Annotated in this window: 21 protein-coding genes and 1 riboswitch; of the genes, 11 read left to right on the top strand and 10 right to left on the bottom strand. The window is 71.1% G+C overall.

Annotation, left to right across the window (positions count from 1 at the left end; all coding sequences use genetic code 11):
* Nucleotides 1-15: 15 nt before the first annotated feature.
* Both metG and JK363_RS05570 read right to left on the bottom strand, forming a co-directional pair.
* Nucleotides 16-1752 carry a methionine--tRNA ligase gene (metG, locus tag JK363_RS05575; protein WP_201872020.1) on the bottom strand — a complete coding sequence of 579 codons (1737 nt, stop codon included), beginning with the start codon at nt 1750-1752 and terminating at the stop codon, nt 16-18.
* 141 nt (nt 1753-1893) lie between these two features.
* Nucleotides 1894-3840 carry a VWA domain-containing protein gene (locus tag JK363_RS05570; RefSeq protein ID WP_201872019.1) on the bottom strand — a complete coding sequence of 649 codons (1947 nt, stop codon included), beginning with the start codon at nt 3838-3840 and terminating at the stop codon, nt 1894-1896.
* 258 nt (nt 3841-4098) lie between these two features.
* Here JK363_RS05570 and JK363_RS05565 point away from each other — a divergent pair, with 258 nt between their 5' ends.
* Nucleotides 4099-6174 carry a PhoX family protein gene (locus JK363_RS05565; protein ID WP_201872018.1) on the top strand — a complete coding sequence of 692 codons (2076 nt, stop codon included), beginning with the start codon at nt 4099-4101 and terminating at the stop codon, nt 6172-6174.
* Nucleotides 6175-6316: 142 nt separating this feature from the next.
* Here JK363_RS05565 and JK363_RS05560 read toward each other — a convergent pair whose 3' ends face one another.
* The gene (locus JK363_RS05560; RefSeq protein WP_201872016.1) at nt 6317-6712 is read right to left on the bottom strand and encodes a hypothetical protein; all 396 of its coding nucleotides are present in this window, start codon (nt 6710-6712) and stop codon (nt 6317-6319) included.
* A 310-nt stretch (nt 6713-7022) separates the two neighbouring features.
* On the opposite strand from JK363_RS05560, the gene JK363_RS05555 reads away from it, so the two are divergent.
* On the top strand, nt 7023-8072 hold the full coding sequence (locus JK363_RS05555; protein WP_236075582.1) for a LysR family transcriptional regulator: 1050 nt from the start codon (nt 7023-7025) through the stop codon (nt 8070-8072).
* A gap of 14 nt (nt 8073-8086) precedes the next feature.
* Here JK363_RS05555 and JK363_RS05550 read toward each other — a convergent pair whose 3' ends face one another.
* Nucleotides 8087-9124, bottom strand: coding sequence for an endonuclease/exonuclease/phosphatase family protein (locus tag JK363_RS05550; protein WP_201872014.1), 1038 nt, complete (start codon nt 9122-9124; stop codon nt 8087-8089).
* Between the two features lie 207 nt (nt 9125-9331).
* Nucleotides 9332-9462, top strand: a riboswitch (FMN riboswitch).
* A 128-nt stretch (nt 9463-9590) separates the two neighbouring features.
* Here JK363_RS05550 and JK363_RS05545 point away from each other — a divergent pair.
* Nucleotides 9591-10244, top strand: a complete 654-nt coding sequence (locus JK363_RS05545; RefSeq protein WP_215910546.1) for a 3,4-dihydroxy-2-butanone-4-phosphate synthase — start codon at nt 9591-9593, stop codon at nt 10242-10244.
* Between the two features lie 20 nt (nt 10245-10264).
* On the opposite strand, the gene JK363_RS05540 is transcribed toward JK363_RS05545, so the two are convergent.
* Nucleotides 10265-11812 (bottom strand): ATP-dependent DNA ligase, encoded by a 1548-nt coding sequence (locus JK363_RS05540; RefSeq protein ID WP_201872012.1) that lies wholly within the window; start codon nt 11810-11812, stop codon nt 10265-10267.
* A gap of 106 nt (nt 11813-11918) precedes the next feature.
* Between JK363_RS05540 and JK363_RS05535 the strand changes: the two genes are divergently transcribed.
* Nucleotides 11919-13178, top strand: coding sequence for a PP2C family protein-serine/threonine phosphatase (locus tag JK363_RS05535; RefSeq protein WP_307821620.1), 1260 nt, complete (start codon nt 11919-11921; stop codon nt 13176-13178).
* Between the two features lie 42 nt (nt 13179-13220).
* Here JK363_RS05535 and JK363_RS05530 read toward each other — a convergent pair whose 3' ends face one another.
* Entirely contained in the window at nt 13221-13643 is a 423-nt protein-coding gene (locus JK363_RS05530) for a DUF7144 family membrane protein (protein WP_201872008.1), read from the bottom strand.
* Nucleotides 13644-13873: 230 nt separating this feature from the next.
* Here JK363_RS05530 and JK363_RS05525 point away from each other — a divergent pair, with 230 nt between their 5' ends.
* The 6 genes from JK363_RS05525 to JK363_RS05500 all read left to right on the top strand — a co-directional run bounded on the left by JK363_RS05525 (nt 13874) and on the right by JK363_RS05500 (nt 21206).
* Complete coding sequence (locus JK363_RS05525; RefSeq protein WP_372444715.1) at nt 13874-16627, top strand: SpoIIE family protein phosphatase; 2754 nt, start codon at nt 13874-13876, stop codon at nt 16625-16627.
* A 324-nt stretch (nt 16628-16951) separates the two neighbouring features.
* Nucleotides 16952-18517, top strand: a complete 1566-nt coding sequence (locus tag JK363_RS05520; protein ID WP_201872004.1) for an ATP-binding protein — start codon at nt 16952-16954, stop codon at nt 18515-18517.
* Between the two features lie 14 nt (nt 18518-18531).
* Nucleotides 18532-18957 carry a roadblock/LC7 domain-containing protein gene (locus tag JK363_RS05515; protein ID WP_201872003.1) on the top strand — a complete coding sequence of 142 codons (426 nt, stop codon included), beginning with the start codon at nt 18532-18534 and terminating at the stop codon, nt 18955-18957.
* A complete protein-coding gene (locus JK363_RS05510) occupies nt 18954-19313 on the top strand; it encodes a DUF742 domain-containing protein (RefSeq protein WP_201872001.1) in 360 nt (119 codons plus the stop codon). The genes JK363_RS05515 and JK363_RS05510 overlap by 4 nt, the downstream gene beginning before the upstream one ends.
* A complete protein-coding gene (locus JK363_RS05505) occupies nt 19294-19908 on the top strand; it encodes a GTP-binding protein (RefSeq protein ID WP_201871999.1) in 615 nt (204 codons plus the stop codon). The genes JK363_RS05510 and JK363_RS05505 overlap by 20 nt, the downstream gene beginning before the upstream one ends.
* Complete coding sequence (locus tag JK363_RS05500; RefSeq protein WP_201871997.1) at nt 19905-21206, top strand: cytochrome P450; 1302 nt, start codon at nt 19905-19907, stop codon at nt 21204-21206. The genes JK363_RS05505 and JK363_RS05500 overlap by 4 nt, the downstream gene beginning before the upstream one ends.
* An 83-nt stretch (nt 21207-21289) precedes the next feature.
* Here the strand turns inward: JK363_RS05500 and JK363_RS05495 are convergent, their stop codons facing one another.
* The 4 genes from JK363_RS05495 to JK363_RS05480 form a co-directional block, all read right to left on the bottom strand.
* Nucleotides 21290-22021 carry a DUF305 domain-containing protein gene (locus tag JK363_RS05495; RefSeq protein ID WP_201871995.1) on the bottom strand — a complete coding sequence of 244 codons (732 nt, stop codon included), beginning with the start codon at nt 22019-22021 and terminating at the stop codon, nt 21290-21292.
* Nucleotides 22018-22686 carry a thioredoxin-like domain-containing protein gene (locus tag JK363_RS05490; RefSeq protein WP_201871993.1) on the bottom strand — a complete coding sequence of 223 codons (669 nt, stop codon included), beginning with the start codon at nt 22684-22686 and terminating at the stop codon, nt 22018-22020. Before JK363_RS05490 ends, JK363_RS05495 begins: the two co-directional genes overlap by 4 nt.
* Nucleotides 22687-22752: 66 nt before the next feature.
* Nucleotides 22753-23229 carry a hypothetical protein gene (locus tag JK363_RS05485; protein WP_201871991.1) on the bottom strand — a complete coding sequence of 159 codons (477 nt, stop codon included), beginning with the start codon at nt 23227-23229 and terminating at the stop codon, nt 22753-22755.
* Between the two features lie 70 nt (nt 23230-23299).
* Complete coding sequence (locus JK363_RS05480) at nt 23300-23659, bottom strand: ArsR/SmtB family transcription factor (protein WP_201871989.1); 360 nt, start codon at nt 23657-23659, stop codon at nt 23300-23302.
* A gap of 73 nt (nt 23660-23732) precedes the next feature.
* On the opposite strand from JK363_RS05480, the gene JK363_RS05475 reads away from it, so the two are divergent.
* The gene (locus JK363_RS05475; protein ID WP_201871987.1) at nt 23733-24845 is read left to right on the top strand and encodes a cation diffusion facilitator family transporter; all 1113 of its coding nucleotides are present in this window, start codon (nt 23733-23735) and stop codon (nt 24843-24845) included.
* Nucleotides 24846-24851: the final 6 nt, after the last annotated feature.

The following is a 24851-nucleotide window of genomic DNA, read 5'->3' as shown; positions in this document are numbered from 1 at the left end:
CTCGCCGCCGGGGGATTACGCCGTCGGCTCCTCCACGCCGCCGAACCGCTCCCGGTAGGACTCCAGGTCATCCTCGGTGATCTTCGCGAAGAGCACCGGCGGCACGGTGAAGGCGGTGCCCGCCGGGACCGATGCCAGTGCCCTGGCCTCCTCCTGGCTCACCCACGGCGCGGTGTCGTCCGTCAGCGCGAACGCCGACCGCATGGCCCGCGCGGACGCCGGGATGAACGGCTCCGAGACGATCGCGTAGAGGTGGATCAGGTTCATCGCGGTGCGCAGGGTGAGAGCCGCCGCCTCCTGGTCGGTCTTGATCTCCAGCCAGGGGGCCTTCTCCTCCAGATAGGAGTTGCCCGCGCTCCACAGGGCGCGCAGCGCCGCCGCCGCCTTGCGGAACTGGAGCGCGTCCATGTGCTCCTCGTACTCCGCGAGCAGCCGCGCGATCTCCTCACCGAGCCGCTCCTCGGCCGCACCGGCGGGCTTGCCCGCCGGGACCTCGTCGCCGAACCGCTTGCGGGAGAAGGACAGCACCCGGTTGACGAAGTTGCCCAGGGTGTCGGCCAGGTCCTTGTTGACCGTGGCCGAGAAGTGCTCCCAGGTGAACGAGGTGTCGTCGGACTCCGGGGCGTTGGCGATCAGGAAGTAGCGCCAGTAGTCGGCGGGCAGCAGCTCCAGCGCCGCGTCGGTGAACACACCGCGCTTCTGCGAGGTGGAGAACTTGCCGCCGTAGTACGTCAGCCAGTTGAACGCCTTGACGTAGTCGACCTTCTTCCAGACGTCCCGGGTGCCCAGGAGCGTCGCCGGGAACATCACCGTGTGGAACGGGACGTTGTCCTTCGCCATGAACTCGGTGTAGCGGACCGTCTCGTCCACGTCGTACCACCACGACTTCCAGTCGCGGTGCGCCGGGTCTGTGTCTCGCGCGGCGTCTGCCCACTCCTTGGTGGCGCCGATGTACTCGATCGGGGCGTCGAACCAGACGTAGAAGACCTTGCCCTCGGCCGCCAGGTCCGGCCAGGTGTCGGCCGGGACCGGTACGCCCCAGTCCAGGTCACGGGTGATCGCCCGGTCCTGGAGCCCCTCGGTCAGCCACTTGCGGGCGATCGACGACGCCAGCGTCGGCCAGTCCTTGCCGTGCTTCTCGACCCAGGCGCCGACCTCCTCGGCCAGCTTGGACTGGAGCAGGAACAGATGCTTGGTCTCCCGCACCTCGAGATCGCTGCTGCCGCTGATCGCCGAGCGCGCGTCGATCAGATCGGTAGGGTCCAGTACCCGGGTGCAGTTCTCGCACTGGTCGCCGCGGGCCTTGTCGTAGCCGCAGTGCGGACAGGTGCCCTCGATATAGCGGTCGGGGAGGAAGCGGCCGTCGGCGTTGGAGTACACCTGACGGATCGAGCGCTCCTCGATGAAGCCGTTCGCCTTCAGCTCGCGGGCGATGGTCTGGGTGATCTGCACGTTCTGCTCGGAGGAGCTGCGGCCGAAGTAGTCGAACGCGAGCCCGAAGCCGTCGTAGATCGCCTTCTGCGCGTCATGCTGCTGGGCGCAGAACTCGTCCACCGGCAGCCCCGCCTCCTTGGCGGCCAGCTCGGCCGGGGTGCCGTGCTCATCGGTCGCACAGATGTAGAGCACGTCATGGCCGCGCTGGCGCATATAGCGGGAGTAGACATCGGCCGGGAGCATGGACCCCACCATGTTGCCCAGGTGCTTGATCCCGTTGATGTAGGGAAGGGCGCTGGTGATGAGGTGTCGAGCCATTGCAGGCTGCTCCCGAGTCGATACTGTGGGTGACTTTTTCCTGATGTGAGCTGCCCATATCGTATCCGAGCGCAGGGGGCCACCCGCGCGGGTATTTCCCCGCCGCGGATGGCCCCCTGGTGCCGTCAGCCCTTGACGGTGTCAGCCCTTGACGGCGCCGGCCGTCCGCGCCTCCTCCAGCCAGCCCGGGAACTTCCCGACCAGCTGCTGGAACACCTCCGCGTCCGCCACCGCGCGGGGGTCCAGCCCGGCGTGGAAGAAGCCCGTGTTGTCCACGGCGCGCTTCTCCGGTACGGCGAGCGCGGGGGAGGTGTCCAGCTTGCGGAGGAAGTCGAAGCCCTTGGCCTCCGGGTCGCCGAACGCGATGAACTGCCAGAACAACGGCAGCCTGGCCGCCGCGCACAGCGCCTTCTCCGCGGCGGGCTTCCCGGTGGGCGCACCGTCGGTCTGGAAGATCACCAGTGCGGGGTCGGTGGTGCCGGACTCCTTGTAGTGGTCGATGACCGCGTCGATCGCCGTGTGGTAGTTCGTCCGCCCCATGTGGCCGAGCGCCCCGTGCAACTCCGCGACGCGGCCGGAGTGGTTGGCGAGGTCGATCTCGGCGGTGCCGTCGATGTCGGTGGAGAAGAAGACGACGGGGACGGTGCCGGTGCCGCTGCCGAGGTGGGTGGCGAGGGCCACGGCCTGGTCGGCGAGGTGCTGGACGGTGCCGTCCTTGTAGTAGTTCCGCATCGACCCGGACCGGTCGAGAACGAGATAGACGACGGCGCGCGTACCGGTCATCCCCTGCTTCTCGATCGCCTCCGCGGCAGCGGTGTACAACCCGACCAGTGCGGGAGCCTTCTCCTGAACCTCAGCGGCCCCCACGGCCGAGGTGTCCGCCGTCGCCTTGGCGGCCTTGGCCTCGGCCTTCGTCTCCGCCGCGGGGGCGGGAGCCTCGTCGGCCGTCGGGGCGGGGGTCTCGTCTGCCTGCGCCTTGGCGGGCTCGGTCTCGGCGGTGGCCTCGGCTTCGTCAGCCTTCGGCGTCGGTTCGTCCGCGGCGTCGTCGGCCATGGCTTCCGGGGCGTCGTCCTCTGCCTCTGCCTCTGCCTTGGCGGGCTCCGCGTCTGCTTCCGCCTCGGCCTCCACGGCGGCCTTGGGCTCAGCGGCGGCGGTGTCGTTCTCGGCAGCCTCCGCCGCCGGGGCGGGTGCTTCGACGGCCGTCGCCTCGTTGGCCTTGGCGGCGGCGTCCTCCTCGGTCTCGGCCTTGACGGCGATGTCGGCCTGGGGCTCGGCCGTCGGGGCGGGGGTCTCGTCGGCCTCTGCCTTGGCGGGCTCGGGCTCCGCCATGGCCTCCGGCTTCGCCTCAGCCGACGCGTCGTCGGCCGTGGCTTCCGGGGCGTCCTCCGCCTCGGCCTCGACGGCGGCCTTGGGCTCGCGGGCGGTGGGGTCGTGCTCGGCGGCCGCAGCTGCCGGGGTGGGCGCCTCGGTGGTCGTCGCTTCGTTGGCCGTCGCGGCGGCGTTGTCCTCGGTCTCGGCCTTGGCGGCGATGTCGGCCTGGGGCTCGGCTGCCGGGGCCGGGGTCTCGTCGGCCTGTGCCTTGGCGGGCTCGGGCTTCGTTGCCGTCTCCGCCTCCGCCTCCGTGGCGGTCTCGGCGGGCTCCTCGGCGGCTTCCGGTTCTTCCGCCGTGTGGGCGGCGGACGCGTCGTCGGCCGACGCCTCGGCAGGGGCCTCTGCTGCCGAGATGTCCGCCTTTGCCTCGGGGGCGGGCGAGCCGAGGATTTCGTCCAGCGTCTTCAGGGGTTCGGCCAGGGCCGGGTCCGGCGGGGTGTCGTCGTTGGCGGACCGCGGGGCCGGGGGCCTGGGCGCGGACTCGGGCTCGGGCTCGGGCGCGGACTCAGGCTCGGGCGCGGACTCGGGCTCCTCCACCGCTACGGCCGCATCCACTGCCTCGGCGGTGGATGCGGTCTCGGCGGCCTCAGCCGTGACGGCCCCCGTTTCCCCGGGCTGGGGGTCCGCGACAACTGCGGCCTCCGGCGTGGCGGAGTCGTCCGCCGTCGTGGCCCGGGAGCGTCCGAAAACTTTGCGCAGTAGGTCCCGTATGCCCATGGGAGATACCTCTCACGTGATCGTGTGCGGTGCATGGCGGTGCATGACCGTGGTGCCGAAAGGCTAGCGGGCCGCTCGGCCGCCCTCTTCCGCCGATTCCGGTCGCCCGTCGTTCACGCATGGTTCATGATCCAGACGCCGCACGGAGGTTCGACGCCCATAGCTTCGCACCGAATGAGGATTCCGACGCCATGTCGGTGCGGGCCGCGCGAGCGGGTCCCCAGAAGCCTTACGTGACACCCTTACGGAGGGGAAGACGTGCGCAAGCTGCTGCCGCTCATCAGCGCGCATCCGGGCGGTCGTTCGGCGCTGACCTGCCGGTACCGCTGTGGTGACGCCTGTTTCCACGAGGTGCCCAACACGAGTGACAACGAGTACGTGGGCGACGTCATCGCCCGTTCCGCGTCGCGCCGTTCGCTGCTGCGGGCGAGCGCCGTGGTGACCGTGGCCGCCGCGACCGGGGCCACGGCGTTCGGCCGGGCGCCGCAGGCGTCGGCCGCCGAGGGCGCCGCCGCGCCGACGGCCGCCGCGGCGGACAAGGGCCGGGCGGCACGAGGTCTGCGCTTCACGCCCGTCGCGCCGAACACCAAGGACACGGTGGTCGTCACCGAGGGCCATGACCAGAATATCGTCATCCGCTGGGGCGACCCGATTCTGCGCGGTGCGCCCGCCTTCGACGCGGACAACCAGTCGGCCAAGGCGCAGGCGGGGCAGTTCGGTTACAACAACGACTACATGGCCGTCCTCGACCTTCCGTACGAGGGGGACCGGCAGCTGCTCGTGGTCAACCACGAGTACACCGACGAGGTGCTGATGTTCGCGGGGTACGACGCGAACAACCCCACCCGCGAGCAGGCCGAGATCGGCTGGGCCGCACACGGGCTGTCCGTGGTGGTGGCGCAGGAGGACAGCAAGCTCGGCAAGCTGACCGCGGTGACCCGCCACCGCCTCAACCGCCGGATCACCGGCACCACGCCGTTCGAGGTCACCGGCCCGGCGGCGGGCAGCAAGCTGCTGCGCACCTCGGCCGACCCGACCGGCAAGCGGATCCTGGGCACGCTGAACAACTGCGGCGGCGGTATCACCCCGTGGGGCACGGTGCTGTCGGGTGAGGAGAACTTCAACCAGTACTTCGCCAACGGCGGCTCGGTGACCGATCCGACGACGGCCGCGCGCCTCAAGCGCTACGGCCTCACCGGGGCCGCTTCCGAGCGCAAGTGGGAGCGTTTCGACAAGCGCTTCGACGTGGCGCAGGAGCCCAACGAGTCCAACCGCTTCGGCTGGGTCATCGAGATCGACCCGTTCGACCCGGACTCCACCCCGCGCAAGCTGACCGCGCTGGGCCGCTTCAAGCACGAGGCCGCCGAGCCCCGGCTGACCGAGGACGGCCGCCCGGTCCTCTACATGGGCGACGACGAGAAGTTCGACTACTTCTACAAGTTCGTCTCGTCCAAGCGCATGATGAAGGGCACCAGCCGGGCCGCGCGCGAGCACAACCGCACCCTGCTGGACGAGGGCACGCTGTACGTCGCCAAGTTCACCGGCGACAGCCCGGCCTCCGAGATCGACGGCAGCGGGAAGCTCCCGGAGGACGGGGAGTTCGACGGCAGTGGCCGCTGGATCCCGCTGGCGAGCGGCAACACCTCCTACGTCGAGGGCATGACCGCCGAGGAGGTGTACGTCTTCACGCGGATCGCCGCCGACAAGGCGGGCGCGACGAAGATGGACCGCCCCGAGGACGTCGAGCCGAGCCCGCGCACCGGCCGGGTGTACATCGCGCTGACGAACAACAGCGACCGGGGCAAGGACGGCAAGCCGCCCGTCGACGAGGCGAACCCGCGCAAGAGCAACAAGCACGGCCAGATCCTTGAGCTGACCGAGCACCACGACGACCCGGCCTCCCAGCGCTTCAGCTGGCGGCTGTTCCTGGTCTGCGGTGACCCGGCGGACCCGGCCACCTACTTCGGCGGCTTCCCGAAGGACCAGGTCAGCCCGATCTCCTGCCCGGACAACCTGACCTTCGACTCCTACGGCAACCTGTGGATCTCGACGGACGGCAACGCCCTGGGCAACCACGACGGACTGTTCGGGGTGGCCACCGCGGGCAGCCGCCGCGGTGAGGTCAAGCAGTTCCTGACCGTGCCGAACGGTGCCGAGACCTGCGGTCCGATCGTCCAGGACCGGCGGGTGCTGGTGGCCGTGCAGCACCCGGGTGAGATGGACGGGGCAAGTGTGGAGAACCCCAAGTCCACCTGGCCGGACGGACCGGGCAAGCTGGTCCGTCCGTCGGTGATCAGCGTATGGCGGCGCGACGGCGGGAACATCGGCGTCTGACCGCAGCCGCCGCTTCCGCGCGGCGCGCGGTGAACGACCCCTGGTGCCCATGGCACCAGGGGTCGTTCCTGTCGCCCGGGGTCACCGCGCGGTTCCGAGGAAAACCGGAAGATTCACTTCCTATTTGGCGATCCCTTAGTGATCACTTGTTGATTCCGGAACCGTCCGCGTTGCACCAGACGGTGTCTCCGGCACCCTTCGACGTCGCCTTCTGCTTCACTTTGCCGTCGACCGAGATCGTGCACGTCACCGTGGATTCGCCGCTCACCGTAAGGCTGAGACCGTCGAGCTCGGTCACCTCCACGGTCTTGGTCCACTTACCGTGCGCCGGGCCGAGCTCCTTGGGGTCGAACTCCTTCTTCACACTGTCCTCGAAGTTCTGCGTCCCCGGCTTGTCGTACTCCACTTCGAACGGTTGTGAGCCGGTCGCCGCGTATGTCACCTTGTGTTTCTCCTCGCTGTCGTCGGAACACCCCGTCAGGAGTGCCGCTGTCACCGCAAGGCCGGTGGCGAGGAGAAATGGGCGCATTTCCTTCATTCTTTTTCCTTGTGCTGATCTGGTGAATATGCGGCCTTACCGGCCGGACCGGGCGTCGCTCCGGAGTGCGAAGTTGTCCGATGGAGGCGGCAGTAGCCTGTCATTCGCGGGGACAGTAAATCCACCCTTATCCGAAATCATCTCCGGATGATTTTTATTGACCTGTCGATCAGTTGGGGCGGCGCTAAACTCATGGGTCCATAAAACGGGCAGACTTGGAAAGCGAGAGGGATACATGGCTAGATCCGGGCCGGTCGGATCTCCGTCGGCCACCGGACGGAGCAGGCTTCTCCAGAGCCCGCTCGCGTTGATGGACACCACTATGGACCAGCTCCGCACACTGATCGTGGTCTACGAGACCGGAACGGCCCTGGGCGCGGCCCGGGTTCTGGGGCGGGAGCAGTCGAGTGTGCAGAAGCAGCTCGACACCATGAACCGCAACTTCCGTGAGCTGTGCGGCGAACCGCTGGTGCTCAAGCAGGGGCGCGGCAAGGACGTGCTGTTCACCGGCACCGGGGAAACCCTCGTGGAACTGGCGCGCGGCACGCTGGACGACTGGCTGGAGGGCATCCACGAGTCGCGCCGGCGGCTCGGCAGAACGCTGATGGTGGGCACCACCCGCTTCACGCTCGGCTATCTGGCGGGCGCCGGGGAGCGGGTGGCGGAGGAGTTCCGGCAGCGCGGTATCGAGCTCAAGGTCGGCCATGTCCGCACCCGCGACGTGCTGGCCAAACTGCGCGCCAAGGAGGTGGATCTGGTCTGCGGCAGTGTGGTGACCAGGCCGGACGGCGACCATGAACTCGACGCCTTCGATGTGATGGAGTGGCGCCGCAACGGTGTTTCGCTGCTGACCAATCTGCCCGAGGCGGAGCTGCCCGGTCCGACGATCGAGGCGGAGGCGCTGCGCACCCTCCCCCTGGTGATCTCCGCGAGCGGGCTGATGAACGGGGTGCTGCACACCTGGTTCGGCGCCGACTACCGCGGCAAGCTGCGGATCGCCGCCGAGATCGACACCGTCAACTACGGCTTCGAGCTGCTGCGTTCGGGGCTGCTGCGCGGCTGCATGCTGGTCACCACGGGGGTCGCGGACGCGGCGGGCGATCCGCGGATCGCCCAGGGGCGGGAGTTGCGCGCCGTGGAGCTGGTCAATGACACCGGGCCCCGGCTCGAGGTGCTGCTCGGCGCCTTCACCCGGCGCGGGGAACGGGCCCACTACGACGCCTCCCATCCGCTCAACCAGCTGTGGAACGCGCTGGCGCTGGAGAACGAGCGGTGGCGGAGCGAGCAGCGCTGGCCGACGGCGGGTCTGGAGCCCGATCCGTTCGAGCTGGCCAACTCCTACGACCCGAGCGAGAGTTGAGGGCGGCCGGGACCCTACGCCGTGACGCGGTGCAGATCCAGCTCGACCAGCAGGGCCCGGTGGTCGGTGTCGGGCAGATCCAGGAAGCGGGCCGTACGCGGCCGCAGCGCGTTGCTGACCAGGACGTGGTCGATCTGTGTGCCCAGCACCGGGGTGGTGTCGCTCGGCCAGCTGGGTGTGCGTGACAGACCCGCGTCCCGTGCGCTGTCCCGCATCCCGGTGTCGAGGATGGCCCGGAAGGCGGCGTGGTCCTGGGAGGCGTTGAAGTCCCCGGCGATCAGGGTGGGTTCGGGGCTCCGGCCTGCGGCGTACCCGCGCAGCCGGCCCAGCTCGGTGCGCCAGATGTCCAGCTGCCCCGGCATCGGCGGCATCGGATGCGCGACCTGCACATGCAGCCGTTCGCCCGCGATCCGCGCCACCGACCCGGGCATGGCCAGCTCACCGCGCAGCCCGCGTTCGTGCGTCAGGGGGAACCTGCTGAGGATCGCCGAGCCCTCGGCGGGCCTGCCGGTGATGATGTTCCGGTACGGATACGCCTCACGGACGGCCGCCGAGCCGAGCGCGTCCGCACAGCGCACATCGCACTCCTGCACGGACACCACATCCGGCCGCTCCCGGCGCAGCGCGCTCAGCAGTCCGTCGGTGGCCCCGCCGAACTCCAGGTTGGCGGTCAGCACCCGCAGTTGGGCGATCACCGGGCCGCGCGGCGCGGGGGCGGGCCCGCTGTCGTAGGGCTGGACGAACCAGCCGGTGACCGCGGCCGCGGCCAGTGCCCAGCCGCACCCCAGCGGCCAGCGCGCGACCACGCTGAGCAGCAGTCCGAGCGCGACCGGGACCAGCAGCCAGGGCAGGAAGGCCAGCAGTTGGGGGATCGGGGTGATGCCGTCGGCGTCGGCGGACCGGCAGCCCACCACCACGCTCACCACGGCCAGCGGGAGCGCCGCGCACCAGGCCGCCGCCCGCCGCCCGCGCCCGTCGGGGAGCCATAGCAGACGGCGGGCGGCGCTCCGGGTGGGTGCGGCGGCTCGGTCCTCCGCGACAGTCGTCTGCACGCTGGGCCTCTCGATCGGAGCGGGAGCCGGGAGCCCACATTCTCTCCCGCCCCGGAATGCCCGGCCGGGGTGCCCGTCCCGCTGTCCCGTCCCTGAAGCCCAACGGTCCAGTACGGACATGATCTTGCGTAATCGTCAGCGTACGGCGTGTGAGGATTGACACTTCGTCAGGGGATGAGGGTGTGCCAAAATGCTCTCCAGCGATTTTCGCGTGCTCCGGGGTCGGTGAAACTCCGAACCGGCGGTGACAGTCCGCGACCCGGCCGAACCCATCGGCCGGCCGATCCGGTGGAACTCCGGGACCGACGGTGACAGTCCGGATGGGAGGAGGTACGCGGCGGCACCTCGTGCCGCACGGTGGCGCCCGCCGGACGGCCGGGCAGCCCGGACCGTGCACCGCGCCGCTGCTGCCCGCGTCTCCCCGGAATCGACCCGCAGGGAACAGGGCACAGGAGGGCCACAGCCCATGGCAGTGATGGAGCAACCGGTCGAGACGGAACGTCTGCTGGCCGTGGAGCAGGCGAGCGAGGCGTTCGCCGAGGGCGGCTTCGTGGTCGTCTTCGACGACGCGTCGCGGGGGCGGGAGGGCCATCTTGTGCTCGCCGCGGAGCACACCCATGAAGGCGCCCTGCGCCAGATGCTGGACCATACCTCCGGCGTGGTGTGTGTGGCCCTGCCGCACGACCGCGCCGCCCGGCTGTCACTGCCGCAGATGGTGGAGGAGAACACCGGACTCCAGTCGACCGCCTTCACCGTCTCCGTCGATCTCCTCGGGCCCACCACCACCGGCGGCTCCGCCTTCGACCGCTCGCAGACCATCCAGGCCCTCGCCGATCCGCGCACCGCCCCCGAGCAACTGGGCCGCCCCGGCCATGTCTTCCCGGTGCGCGCGGTGCCCGGCGGTGTGCTGGAGCGGGCCGGATACCCCGAGGCCGCCGTCGATCTGTCCCTGCTGGCCGGGCTCTCCGGCGTCACCACGATGTGCGAGGTCGTCCGCGCGGACTGGAACACCGCATGCCACGGCGACCTCAGCAGACTGGCCGCGAGCCGTCTGATGCCGATGATCTCGGTGACCGACCTGGCCGCGTACCGGCTGGCCGCGCGGGCGCTGGGCCGCTGAGCCCTTCGTTTCCGCGCCCCTCAACTCCCGCTGTCGCGCCGCAGCGCCAGCACCGTTTCGACGGTGTCCGCCTGGTCCGCCGGTTTGTCCTCCCGGTAGCGCAGCACCCGGGCGAACCGCAGGGTGACCCCCATCGGATAGCGCGAGGAGCGCTGGAGACCGTCGAAGGCCACCTCCACCACCAGCTCCGGCCGCACCCGCACCACCCAGCCGTCGTCGCTGACGGCGATCGCGAGCAGCGCCTCGGTCTGCCACGACAGCAGCGCGTCGGTGAGCCCCTTGAACGTCTTGCCGAGCATCGCGAACGTGCCGTCCGGCCGCCGCGCGCCCAGATGGAGGTTGGACAGCTTCCCGGTGCGGCGGCCGTGCCCCCACTCCGCCGCCAGCACCACCAGATCGAGGGTGTGCACCGGTTTGACCTTCAGCCAGGAGGCACCGCGCCGGCCCGCGCCGTACGCCGACTCCAGCCCCTTGACCAGGACCCCCTCATGCCCCCGGGCCAGGACGTCGGCGGCGAACTCCCGGGCCGCGCGCCGGGTTTCGGGATCCTCCGGGTCCTCGGCCACCAGCCGTCGCACCCGCCGGGGCTCGGGCGTCACCCGGGCCAGTTCGCCGTGGCGCTCCCGGGCCGGGAGCGCCAGCAGATCGCGGTCGTCCACGGCGAGCAGATCGAAGAAGACCGGGGACAGCGGCAGCGCGGCCGAGGCCCCGGCCACGTCCAGCCGGGAGCCGACCCGGGCGGAGGTCTCCTGGAACGGCCGCGGCCGCCCCTCGGCGTCCAGGGAGATCACCTCCCCGTCCAGGACCGCACGCTGCACCGCCAGCTCCCGCGCCGCCGCGACCACCTCCGGCAGCCGCTCGGTGATCTCGTCGAGGGTGCGGGTGTAGATCCGTACGTCGTCCCCGTCCCGGTGCACCTGGACCCGGATGCCGTCGAGCTTCTCCTCGACCGCGCAGGGGCCGAGCCGGTCCATGGCCTCGTCGAGGTCCTTGGCGCTCTGCGCGAGCATCGGCAGCACCGGCCGCCCCACCTCCAGCCGGAAGTCGGCCAGCGCCTCGGAGCCGCGCCCCAGCAGGGCTTCGGCGACCGCGCCGAGTGAGCCGCCCAGCATCACCGCCCGGCGCACCTCCGCGGGCGGCGCACCGGCCGCCGCCGCGAGCCCCTCCACCGCCAGCGCCTCCAGCGCGCCCTGCCGCAGCTCCCCGCCCAGCAGCCCGAGCAGAAAGCGCTGCTCGTCCTCGGTCGCGGCGGACATCAGCTCGCCCACCAGACGCTTGCGCACCGCGGCGGCGCCGGTGCCGGAGACCGCCGCGATCCGGTCCAGGGCGTGGTGCACCTCCAGCACCGTGAGCCGCGGCTCGGCGGCGGGCTCGTACCGCTCCCGCAGGGTGGACCAGCCCACTCCGGTGCGCCGCTGCGGCAGCCTGCCCGAGAGATAGGTGATCACCACCGGGGCCTCGGCCGGCTCCGTGCGGCGGAACAGCCCGGCCAGGGCGGCGGTCTTCTCCGAGCGGGAGGAGGTGGCCGCGACCTGCCGGGAGGTCCGGGCGACAGCTGCCAGCAGCATGGGTTCAGCGTGCCCCGCCCGGCGCCCGGCCGCACGCGGGCCGCGAGGACCCGCCGGGGAGCCGGGGCGGCGGAAGCGGCATACATTGGCAGAGGGGGCCGGGCGGGTGCGACGCAGGGAGCACGCCACGGGACAGCAGATCGACTACGAGGCCCTCTTCGAGGCCATCCCGACCCCGGTGCTGGTCCTGGGACGCGACCTGGTCATCGTCGCGGCCAATGACGCCTATCTGCGGGACACCCAGCGCACCCGCGAGGAACTGGTCGGGATGTACGTCTTTGACGCCTTCCCCGACAACCCCGACGACGCGGAGCACAACGCCACCGGCAGGCTGGAGTCCTCGCTGCGCCGGGTGCTGCGCACCGGGGAGCGGGACACCATGGGGATGGTGAAGTACGACATCCCGGTGGCGGGGGAAGGGGGGTTCGAGGAGCGGTACTGGAGCCCGATCAACACCCCCGTACTGGACCGGGAGGGCCGGGTCGCGCTGATCATCCACCGGGTCGAGGATGTGACCGAGTTCGTCCGGGGGCGTGAGCAGGGGGCGCAGACGCCCCAGAGCGCGCGGGCCGCGGACGTGAACGCCGACCTCTTTACCCGGACCCGTGAGCTCCAGGAGCTGAACGAGCGGCTGCGGCAGGCGCACGCCCGGGAGCGGGAGACCGCGCTCGCGCTCCAGCGGGCGATGCTGCCCACGAGCTCACCGGAGCAGTATCCGTACGCGGCGGTGCGCTACCGCCCCGCCGTGGGCTCGCTCAATGTGTGCGGCGACTGGTACGAGCTGACCGAGCTGCCGGAGGACCGGATCGCCGTCGCGGTGGGGGACGTGGTGGGGCAGGGGCTGGAGGCGGCCTGTGTGATGGGGCAGCTGCGCAGCGCGCTCTCCGCCGCGACCCGGGTGGTGGACGGACCCGCACGGGCCCTGGAGGTGCTCGGGTTCTACGCGCGCTTCGTCGAGGGGGCGCTCGCCGCGACCGCCGTACAGGTGGTGATCGACTCCCGGGCGCACACCGTCGTCTACAGCTGCGCGGGCCATCCGCCGCCCGCGCTGCTCCGGGCCGACGGCCGGGTGGAGCTGCTGGACGAGGCCACCGATCCGCCGTTGGGCGCCCGGACCGAGCAGGTGCCCCGACCGCAGGCCGAGGTCCGCTACGAGACCGGAGCCACCCTCGTCCTCTACACCGACGGGCTGATCGAGCGCCGGGACGAGGACATCGACGTCGGTCTCGGCCGGCTCACCGCCAGCCTCGCCCGGCACAGCGGACTCAATCCGGCGGAGCTGGCCGACGCCGTGCTGGTGGACCTCGGTGTCACCGGCGGCCCGGCCGCCGATGACACCGCGCTGGTCGTCATCGGGTTGTCGTAGGGGTCTTCGGGTGGTGCCTCCCGGTTCCGGCCGAAGCGGCGCTCAGGCGGTACTGCGGCTCGGTCCGGCGCACAGCGCCCAGATGACGAAGCCGTCGACGATGAGCAGCACCATGGCCCACACCGGGTAGTACGGCAGCCACAGGAAGTTGGCGATCAGTCCGAGCCCGGCGAGCACCACGCCGGTGACCCGTGCCCACATCGCCCCGGTGAACACGGCGAGGCCGGTCACGATGAGGACGATGCCGAGGATCATATGGATCCAGCCCCAGCCGCTCAGGTCGAACTGGAAGATGTAGTTCTGTGTGGCGACGAAGACCTGGTCATTGGTGACGGCCGCGATGCCCTGGAACAAGGTCATAAGACCGCCGAAGATCATCATGACCGCCGCGAAGACGAGCCATCCGCTCACCTCGGGGCGAGGGGTGGCGGCTCCTGTCTGAACTCCACCGGCGTGACTGGCCATTTCGGGCTCCTTCATCAGGTGCCATCGAAGACCACATGGTCCCGATGAGGGGCAATTCAGGTGAATTGTCCCGACTTCAGGTTTACACAAACCGCTCGGCTCGGCACCCCGCGTGGCGAGGATCGTGAAGGTGATGGAAAGTCACTGATCCAGCACGGAGCGTGCGCGTGGTGGCCGCTGTCCGGGTGCGGAACTCGCCTTCCAGGGGTCTCCGGTGTAGATGTAGGGGTATGGCCCGGTTTATGGGTCGATCGTGGGCTGCCCGTATGTTCCCCGGTCGGCAGCCACGGAGTCAGCGGGGTGAGCGCCCGGAGACGGCGGGGCGCTCACGGTCGCGCCTGAGCGTCCGCAGCGTGGCCGGTCAGGTCCTGGTTCTGCAACTGGTGATCGTGCTGCTGCTCGGCGCCGCGGCCACCGTGGCGCTGCTGCTCCAGGTGCGCCGTGACTCCACCGAGGAGGCGAGGGGGCGTTCGCTGGCCGTCGCGGAGTCCTTCGCCGCCTCCCCCGGGATCGTCAAGGCGTTGCAGGGCTCTGATCCGACCGCGCACCTCCAGCCGAAGGCCGAGGACGTCCGCAAGAAGTCCAATCTCGACTTCGTCGTGGTCACCGACAACAAGGGGATCCGGATCACCCACCCCAGGCCCCACCTCATCGGCAAGCACTTCGTCGGCACCATCAAGCCCGCGCTGGCAGGAGGCCGGGTGACCGAGATCGTCAACGGCCCCGGTGGCGAGGTGAGCCAGGCGGTCGTCCCGGTCTTCAACGGCCGGCACCATGTGATCGGCCTGGTGAGCGCCGGGATCCTGGTCAAGAAGGTGAGCGGTCTCGTCGATCGCCAGCTGCCCCTGCTCGTCGGCGCCGTCGTCGCCTCGCTCGCCCTCGCCACCGGCGGTACCGCCCTGGTCACCGGACGGCTCAGACGGCAGACCCGCGGGCTGGACCCGATCGAGATGACCCAGATGTACGAGCACCATGACGCGGTGCTGCACTCGGTGCGCGAGGGGGTGCTCATCGTCGGCGCCGACGGCAGGCTGGTGCTCGCCAACGACGAGGCGTCCCGGCTGCTGGACCTGCCGCCCCGGCCCGAGGGGCGCCCGGTCGAGGACCTGGGTCTTGAGCCGCATATCGCGGATCTGCTGGTCTCCCGGCGGGTGGTCACCGACGAGGTGCTGGTGGCCGGTGAACGGCTGCTGGCCGTGAACAACCGGCTCACCGACCGCGTCGGCGGCCCGCCCGGCAGCGTCGCCACCCTGCGCGACTCCACCGAGCTGCGCGCTCTCTCCGGCCGCGCCGATGTGGCGCAGAAGCGGCTGAAGCTGCTGTTCGACGCCAGTGTGGAGATCGGTACCACCCTCGATGTGAGCCGGACCGCCGAGGAACTGGCTCAGGTGGCGGTGGAGCGGTTCGCCGACTTCGTCACCGTCGACCTGGCGGAGCCGGTGCTACGGGGCGAGGAGCCGCTGCCGGTGAGCGGGGTGGAGATGGTGCGGGCCGCGGTCCACGGCGTCCGCCACGACCACCCCTTCTACTCGGTCGGCAAGCACTTCGCGTTCGTCGCCTCCACCCCCCAGGCATGGGGCTATGGCAGCGGGCGGCCGGTGGTGGAGACCGATCTCGCCGAGGCCACCGGATGGCAGGCCCAGGACCCCGAACAGACCGCCAAGGTCGTCGAGTACGGCGTCCGTTCGCTGGTCACCGTCCCGCTGCGGGCCCGGGGCGTGCTGCTGGGAATGGTCAACTTCTGGCGGTTGAAGGAGCGGGAGCCCTTCGAGGACGAAGAGGTGTCCCTCGCCGAGGAACTGGCCTCCCACGCGGCGGTGTGCATCGACAACGCCCGCCGCTACACCCGCGAGCACACCATGGCCGTGACCCTCCAGCACAGCCTGCTGCCGCGCGCCCTGCCCGCCCAGAGCGCCCTGGACGTCGCCTTCCGCTATCTGCCGGCGGAGTCGGGGGTGGGGGGTGACTGGTTCGATGTGATTCCGCTGCCGGGTGCGCGGGTGGCGCTGGTGGTGGGGGATGTGGTGGGGCATGGTCTGCATGCGGCGGCGACGATGGGCCGGTTGCGGACGGCGGTGCACAACTTCTCCACGCTGGATCTGCCGCCGGACGAGATCCTGTCCCATCTGGACGATCTGATCGCCCGGATCGACCAGGACGAGAGCCCCGGCTCCCGGGACCGGATCGAGGGCCTGGAGGCCGCGGGCGAATCGATCATCGGTGCCACCTGTCTGTACGCGATCTACGACCCGGTGACCCTGCGCTGCACCATGGCGCGCGCGGGCCATCCGCCGCCCGCCGTGGTCAGCCCGGACGGTTCGGTGGAGTTCCCCGATCTGCCCGCGGGACCCCCACTGGGCCTGGGCGGGCTGCCGTTCGAGACCGCCGAGCTGGAACTGCCCGAGAACAGCCATCTGGTGCTCTACACCGACGGGCTGATCGAGGACCGCCGCCGCGAGATCGACACCGGTCTGGAGCTGCTGCGCAACGCACTCTCCCACCCCGGCCGGACGCCCGAGGAGATCTGCACCCACGTCCTGGACGAGATGCTGCCCACCACCCCCAGCGATGACATCGCGCTCATCGCCGCCCGCACCCGGGTGCTGGGCCCGGACCGGGTGGTGTCCTGGGAGGTGGCCTCCGATCCGGCGGTGGTGGCCGGGGCGCGCGCCGGTGTGCTGCGGCAGCTGGAGGAATGGGGCCTGGGCGAGTGCGCGTTCACCGCCGAGCTGGTGCTGAGCGAGCTGATCACCAACGCCATCCGCCATGCCACCGGCCCGATCCGGGTGCAGGTGCTCCGTGGCGACCGCGAGCTGATCTGCGAGGTGTCCGACACCAGCAGCACCTCACCGCATCTGCGCTATGCGGCGACCACCGACGAAGGCGGCCGGGGGCTGTTCCTGGTGGCGCAGTTCGCCGAGCGCTGGGGCACCCGGTACACCGCGTCCGGCAAGGTCATCTGGGCCGAACTGGCGATTCCGTAGCGGAGCGCGGGCGCGGTTACCGCGACGTTCACGTTTGCGGAGGTCGTGTAAGGGTTCCTGCGCTACTGGATCCGTTGTCTCCGATCACGGGGCCGAATTCCGGCCTTTCCCCGGAGGGATACGTGACATCACCTCAGAACTGTTCACCTTTGTCCCGGTGAGCGGCGCGTGGAGGTCCTCCGAGGACTGATGCGCCGTCATGGTCCGCGTACTGAGCGGTACCGGTCAAAACCGCGTGAGCGGTACTAGCATGTGCCGCCCACGGCTTGATGTCCGCGTGGTCCAGTCTCCACCCACACGAACGCGCCCATGAGGACCTGATTGATGTCAGCACACATATCCAGCCACCCCTACAAAGGCCCCTCGCTGACCCGGCAGGCTCTGATCGTTCCGTTGCTGGCAGCCGTCGTCGCCGGTGGTGCGGGGCTGTGGGTGACGGCCGAGGTGCCCCCCGCCGACCGCACCGCGGTCGCCGTCTTCAGCGGGGCGGCCGCCGTTCTGCTGGCGGCGACCCTGGTGGTCGCCGCCTTCCGGTCGCGGTCCATCAGCCGCCTCCAGGACCGGATCACCACGCTGGAGCGGGAGGCCGCGGCGAAGGAGCTGGAGGCCTCCAGACTCGCTGACGAAACCATTCCCGCCGCGGTGAAGCGGCTGCGGGACGGGGGGTCGGCGGACACCGTGCTGACCCAGGTGACGCGTCCGGTCAGCGCCGCCCACCAGCGGCTGCTGCGGGTGCTGGTGCAGGAGATCGGCACCGGTGAGCGGATGCGCGCCTCCGCGATGGCCGCATGCGCCAACGCCGCGGGCCGGGTCCAGGCGCTGGCCACCACGATGCTCGCCGATCTGCGCGAGATGGAGAACCGGTACGACGAGAACGTCCTGGGCGACCTGCTGAAACTGGATCACACCACCGCCCAGGCGGGCCGGATCGCGGACTCCATCGCCGTGCTCACCGGTGCCCGGTCCGGCCGCCGCTGGACCAAGCCCATCGTGATGGAGTCCGTGCTACGCGGCGCGATCGGCCGGATCAGCGCCTTCCAGCGGGTGCGGGTCCACTCGGCCAGCAACGCCGCGGTGGCCGGTTACGCCGCCGAGGGCGTCATGCACGCGCTCGCCGAGTTGATGGACAACGCCGCCAGCTTCTCGCCTCCCACCGAGGAGGTGCATGTGTACGTCGAGGAGACGCACACCGGCGTGGTGGTCACCGTCGAGGACGGCGGGCTGGTCATGGGCCAGGCCGCACTGGCCCGCGCCCAGAAGGCGGTGTCCTCCGAGGCGCTGGATCTGACGACGCTGTCCGGCACCCGGCTCGGGCTCGCGGTCGTCGGCTGTCTGGCCCGCAAGCACGATCTCACCGTCTCCTTCCGGCCGTCCGCCCGTGGCGGCACCGGCGTCGTGGTGCTGATCCCGCAGCAGCTGATCACGCACATCAACCAGGACGCCGTACTCGAACCGCCTGCCCGCGCCCGCGCCGTGGAGGCGTCCCGGCAGGCGTCCGCCACCCCGTCCGCGCGGGTGGCCGAACGCGCCGACAGCGCCCCGGCCAAGGCCCCGGCGCCCGCGGAGTCCCCGGACCCGGCGGTGTCCCCGGTACCGGGACCCGGCGCGCCGTCCTCCGCCGCACAGCCCTCGCGTTCGGTCAACGGGCTGCCCAAGCGGCGCCGGGGCGAGACGCTGGCGGCGGCCACCCGGTCCGCGCCCGCCGTCCCGCCGGAGGAGCGCAAGGCGAAGACCAGCCGTCCGCGTCCCGAGGAGGCCGGAGCGCGTTTCGGCGCGTTCCGCGAGGCAACCCGTAAGGGCTCCGCCACCGGCGCGGCGCGTAACGCCGAGTCGGCGGCGTCCGCAGAGCACACCGAGTCCGCCGAGCCTGCTGAGAACGACCAGCCGTGACAGAAGGAACGCCGATGAACACCACAGACCGCAGCCTGGACTGGCTGCTGGAGAATCTCCTGGAGAAGACCCCGGGTTCACGGCACGCCCTGGTGCTGTCCCGGGACGGTCTCAAGCTGTGCCTCACCTCCGGGCTGTCCGTGGACCAGGCCGACCAGCTGGCGGCCATCGCGTCGGGCATCCAGAGCCTGGCCCACGGCGCGTCCATCGAGTTCGGCGACGGCAGCGGCGGGGTCCGGCAGTCGATGACGGAGTTCCACGGGGGAATTCTGTTCATCGTCGAGGCCGGCGAGGGCGCCCATCTGGCCGTTGTGGCCCATGACGACGCCGATGTCGGCGTGATCGGGCACAACATGAACGAGCTGGTCGAGCAGATCGGCGACCATCTGCGGGCCGCGCCGCGGGTGGCCGCGGGCGGCGCCGCCGGGGCCAACGCATGATCCGAGGGGCGCTCGACAACGAGGACCCGGACCGGCTGTACACCATCACCAGTGGCCGAAGCCGCGCCGACGAGAGCGTCTTCGACATGGTCACGCTGATCGTCAGCGAATGCGAGCCGGTGCCGGGCATGCAGTCCGAGCACATCAAGATCCTCCGGATGTGCCGCAGTCCGCTGTCGGTCGTGGAGATCTCCTCGTATCTGGACCTGCCCGTCAGCGTCGTCAAGATCCTGCTGTGCGATCTGCTCGACACCGGCCGGATCACCGCGCGCCATCCGCATGCGGCCCGCCCGGGCGGGCGGCTGCCGGAGCCCGAAACCCTGAAGAAGGTGCTCGTTGCACTCCAGAACCTCTGACAGCGCCGGACGCGCCCCGCTGCGGGAGAGCGCGAGCGACGGCCTCAAGATCGTGATCGTGGGCGGGTTCGGCGTCGGCAAGACCACGATGGTCCAGTCGGTCAGCGAGATCCGCCCGCTCAGCACCGAGGAGACGATGACGCAGGCGGGCATCGGGATCGACGACGCCTCCTTCGTCCGGAACAAGACCACCACCACGGTCGCCTTCGACTTCGGCCGGATCAGCCTCGACGAGCAGATGGTGCTCTATCTGTTCGGCGCCCCCGGCCAGGAGCGGTTCTGGTTCCTGTGGGACCGGCTGTTCTCCGGGACCCTCGGCGCGGTCGTGCTGGTGGACACCAACCGGCTGGCCGACTCCTGGTACGCGCTGGACCGCCTGGAGCACCACGGCACCCCGTTCATCGTGGCGCGCAACAACTTCACCGAGCCGCAGCACTCGTTGGAGGACGTGCGGGAGGCCCTCGATCTGCCGCCCGAGGTCCCGGTGATCGACTGCGATGCCCGCAAGCGCGACTCCAGCAAGACCGTGCTGGTCACCTTGGCCCGCCATCTCTACTCCCTGTCCGCCACCTCCGCCGTGGGGAGCACCGCGTGACGACCCCCGACCCCGCCCTCCCGGCCGAACCGCTCGCCCCACCCGTTCCGGCGGCCGCCCCCGCGCCCGCAACACCCGCCCCGGGGTGCCCCTTTCACTCCGACGCGGTGCCCACGCCCACCGCACGCTTCCAGGACGATCCGGACGAGCTGTACCGGCAGCTCCGCCGGGACCACGGCCCCGTCGCGCCCGTCCTGCTCGACGGCGACGTCCCCGCCTGGCTGGTCCTCGGCTACCGGGAGCTGCACCGCGTCACCTCCGACCCCAAGATCTTCGCCCGCGACTCGCGCCGCTGGCACGCCTGGGACCGCATCCCGGCCGACTGGCCGCTGATGAACTTCGTCGGCTACCGCCCGACGATGCTGTTCACCGAGGGCGCCGAGCACCAGCGCCGCTCCCAGGCGATGTTCGACGCGCTGTCCTCGGTGGACCAGTTCGAGCTGCGGGCGAGCTGTGAACGGGTCGCCGACGAGCTGATCGACACCTTCGCGGGCAGTGGACGCGCCGATCTGATGGCCGAGTACGCCGACCAGCTCCCGCTGCGCGTGGTGACCCGGCTGTACGGCCTGGACGCGTCCGAATCGGCCGCCCTCCAGCGCGACATGCTCGACCTCGCCAACGGCAGCGACGACACCGTCGGTGCGTTCCAGCGGATGTACGACCGGATGGCGGCGCTGGTGGCCAAGGTCCGCGTCCACCCGGCGCCCGGCGTCCCCGAGCGGCTGACCGCGCACCCCGCGGGCCTGACCGACGAGGAGATCGTCAACGATCTGATCGGCACGGTCTACGCCAGCCACCAGCCCACCGCGGACTGGATCGGCAACGCGCTGCGGCTGATGCTCACCGACGAACGCTTCGCGGTCACCATGGCGGGGGGCCGCCGCAGTGTCGGCCAGGCGCTCAACGAGGTGCTGTGGGAGGACACTCCGGTCCCCAACTTCATCGGCCGCTGGGCCGCCGAGGACACCACGCTCGGCGGACAGCACATCAGGAAGGGCGACTGTCTGGTCCTCGGGCTCGCCGCTGCCAACGCCGATCCCCATGTCCGCCCGGACTTCCGCGCCGGCGCGTCGGGCAACCAGGCCCATATGGCCTTCAGCCACGGTGAGCACGGCTGCCCGGAGCCCGGGCGGGACCTGGCCGAGGTCATCGCGATGACGGCGATCGAGGTGCTGATCGACCGGCTTCCGGATGTGACGCTGACCGTGGCGCCGGAGGAGCTCCAGTGGCGCTCCTCCGTCCTGACGCGCGGAGTGGCCGCCATGCCGGTCACCTTCGCCCCGGCGCCGCTGGGCTGAGGTGCCCGTCGCGAGCTGCCGGACAGCGGACGCCCCGGCCGCGGGGGCCGGGGCGTCGGGCTTACGGATGCGCGACGGATCGGCTACGACGGAGCGCGGGCGCCACGCGCCTTGAGCAGGTCGGCCATCAGCGCGATCTCCGACTGCTGCCCCTGGACCATCGTCCTGGCCAGCCGCTTCACGGTGGAGTCCGTGGCCAGCTCGACCGCGCCCCGGGCCATCGCTATACCGCCCTTGTGATGGGCGGTCATCAGCTTCAGATAGAGCACCTCGGCCTTCTTGCCCTTGGCCGAACGCAGCGTGTCCAGCTCGGTGTTGGTGGCCATGCCCGGCATCAGCGACCCGTCGTGCGGGGTGTACCGCCCGCCGTCGCCCATGCCTTCCATGCCCTCCATCCCCTCGTGGTCCGTCGAGCCATGGCTCTTCGAGCCGTGCTTCATCCACGTCATCGGGGGGTCCTCGGAGGTCGCGTCGAGCCCCCACAGATCCAGCCAGCCGAGCATCATCCCGCGCTGGTTGGCCTGGGTGTTGATGATGTCGTACGCAAGCCTGCGCACCTCTTCGTCATCGGTGCGGTCGCGCACGATGAACGACATCTCCACCGCCTGCTGATGGTGGACGGCCATGTCCCGGGCGAACCCCGCCTCGGCGGAGGTGTCCGACGGGGCGCCGGTGCCGGTGCTGCCCTCCGAGCGGTCCGTCATGAGCCACAGCAGCCCCACCGCGACCAGGGTCACGACGGCGAGCGCGGCGGCGACGCCCGCCACCAGGGGCTGGCGCGAGGCACGGCCGAGCCCGGCCCGGACACCGGTCATGAAGGCTTCCCGCCGGTGCAGGCGGCGCCCGGCTCAGGGGTCTGGTCGCCCTGCACGAACTTCTTGAAGAACTCGGCCACCCGCGGATCCGACGCCTTGTCGATCTTCAGCTGATGGCCCCATGCGTTCAGCATGAGTGGGGACTTCTGGTCCGGGTAGGGGCTCATCAGCGAGTACTGGGTCTTCTCCACCCGTGCCTTGAGCGCGGCCACGTCCTTCGCCGGCGCCTTGTCGGTGTAGGTCACCCACACCGCGCCGTGCTCCAGCGAGTGCACCGCGTGCTCGTTCTCCAGCGGCTTGTTGTACACATCGCCGGAGCAGTTCTGCCAGACCTGGTTGTGGTCCCCGCCCACCGGCGGCGACATGGCGTACTTGACCTTGCCCTGGACGTGGGTCTGGGTCAGTCCCTTCCACGAGGTCATGCCCTTGAACGTGCCGCTGCGCACGGTCTGGGAGGTGACCTTGGTCTGCTTCTTCTCGTTCTTGTCCCCGGCGTCCACCAGGAAGTAGCCGCCGACGGCCAGACCGGCGACGATCACCGTGACGGAGGTGATGGTCAGGATCCGGTAGCGCCGCTCGCGGGCCTTCTCCTTGCGGCGCAGTTCTTCTATCTTCGCGCGGCGCTCTGCGGCCGTGCCCTTCGTCTTCGAGCCCTTGGAACCCATGGCTGTTGTCAGTCCTCGCTGTTCGCGCACTGGATGGGGGAGTGATCGCGGGTACCGGCCGCCGGTCTAGGTCCGCAGGACCTGGAGCTGATGGAGGCCGAGGGCGTGGACGGTGCGGTCGGGCGGTGCCCGGATGGAGTCCGCGGTCCGCGGTCCGCCGGGTGGCGGCACCTCGGTGCGCAGGGGCGGGGGGACGGGGGTGGGCACCAGCGCCGGACCCGTGACGCGGGAGCCCGCGACACAGTTGTCGCCGTCCCCCGGATCCCGATCGGACGGCCGGTCCTGGTCCGCGCGGACCGGCTGGTCGCCGAGGGCGAGCAGATCGGGCGCGGTCGTGGTGGCGCGGTGGGTGCACCCCGCCGACGGCGCGGTGTGGTGCGCGGCGGGGTGGACGCACAACGGCATCACCCAGAACACCGCGGCCAGCAGCAGAGCGGCGCGCCACAGCCCGAGGAGCGTGGTGTCGCGCACCACGCTCCTGGCTATGCCGCCGTCTGCCTCCCGCCGTCTTCCCATCGCGCCCAGATCGTAACCAGTGGGCATGCCGCGGCTGAATGGCCACACAGCCGGATCACGCCGATCAGGCCGATGCGATCCGCCGGGGCACTCCGGGTCAGTCGTGCCGGGGAAGGCCGGACAGCTCGTGGTCCGCGTGGCTGAGGGCCTCGGCGACCAGCCGGGCGAGATGTCCGTCCTGGAGCGCGTAGACCACCCGGCGGCCGTCCTTGCGGGAGCTGACCAGACCGGCCAGCCGCAGCTTGGCGAGGTGCTGGCTGACGGCCGGGCGGGCGGCGCCGCAGGCGGCGGTCAGGGCGGTGACATCGGCCTCACCCGCGGTGAGCGTGTGCAGCAGCGCCAGCCGGGTGCGGTCGGCGAGCAGGCCGAGGACACGGGCCGCGGCGTCGAACTGCGCGGCGCTCGGTGCTCGCTGGTGCGCATGGTGCGCAGCTGATAGGTGCATGCGTGCGCTCATGCGCACATAATGGCCTTACCCGGGAGCCCATGTCCAGCGCATCGGGCCGGCCAGTGAACGGAAGGGGAACGTCGTGGACGACCGGCACGGACACCACGGACACCACGGACATCACGAACACCACGAACGGCACGGGGACCACGAGGGCCACCGCCACCCGCACAGCGGCAGCGGCCGGTGGGCCCGGCTGCGCCACCGGGCCGGGCATCTGCTGCGGCCCCACTCCCACGACTCCGCCGACCGCACCGACCACGCCCTGGAGTCCTCCGCGCGGGGCATGCGCGCCCTGTGGCTCTCCCTCGCGGTGCTGGGCACCACGGCCCTGGCCCAGGCCGTGGTCGTGGCGCTGTCCGGATCGGTCGCGCTGCTCGGCGACACCGTGCACAACGCGGCGGACGCCCTGACCGCGCTGCCGCTCGCCGTCGCCTTCGTGCTCGGCCGCCGCGCCTCGACCCGCCGCTTCACCTACGGCTACGGACGCGCCGAGGACCTGGCCGGGATCGCGATCGTGCTCACCATCGCGGCCTCCGCCGCGTTCGCCGCCTGGACCGCCGTCGACCGGCTGCTGCACCCACAGGAGATCAGCCATCTGCCCGCCGTGGCCGTGGCCGCCGTCATCGGCTGCGTCGGCAATGAATGGGTGGCCCGCTACCGCATCCGCGTCGGCCGGGAGATCGGTTCGGCCGCGCTGGTCGCCGACGGCCTGCACGCCCGCACCGACGGCTTCACCTCGCTCGCCGTCCTGGTGGGCGCGGGTGGCGCGGCCCTCGGCTGGCGGTCGGCCGACCCGCTGGTGGGGCTGGCCATCACCGCCGCCATCCTGCTGGTGCTCCGCGACGCCGCCCGCGAGGTGTTCCGCCGGGTGATGGACGCCGTGGACCCGGAGCTGGTCGACGCGGCCGAGCGCGCGGTGACGGCCGTCCCCGGGGTGCGGGGCGTGGGTGAGCTGCGGCTGCGCTGGATCGGCCACCGGCTGCGGGCGGAGGTCGCGGTGGTGGTCGACGGGGGCCTGCGCGTACGGGAGGCCCACCGGGTCGCCGTCGAGGCCGAACACGCCCTGCTGCACGCGGTGCCACGGCTGACCGCCGCCCTGATCCACGCCGATCCGGCACCGGTGCCCGGCGCCCCCGATCCGCACGCCCCGCTCGCCCACCACGCCGTCCCGGACACCGCTCGGGCGGTGTGAGCCGGA

The sequence above is a fragment of the Streptomyces coffeae genome (genome assembly GCF_016741875.1).
GTDB lineage: Bacteria > Actinomycetota > Actinomycetes > Streptomycetales > Streptomycetaceae > Streptomyces > Streptomyces coffeae.
This window is presented reverse-complemented; position numbering and strand designations above follow the sequence as displayed.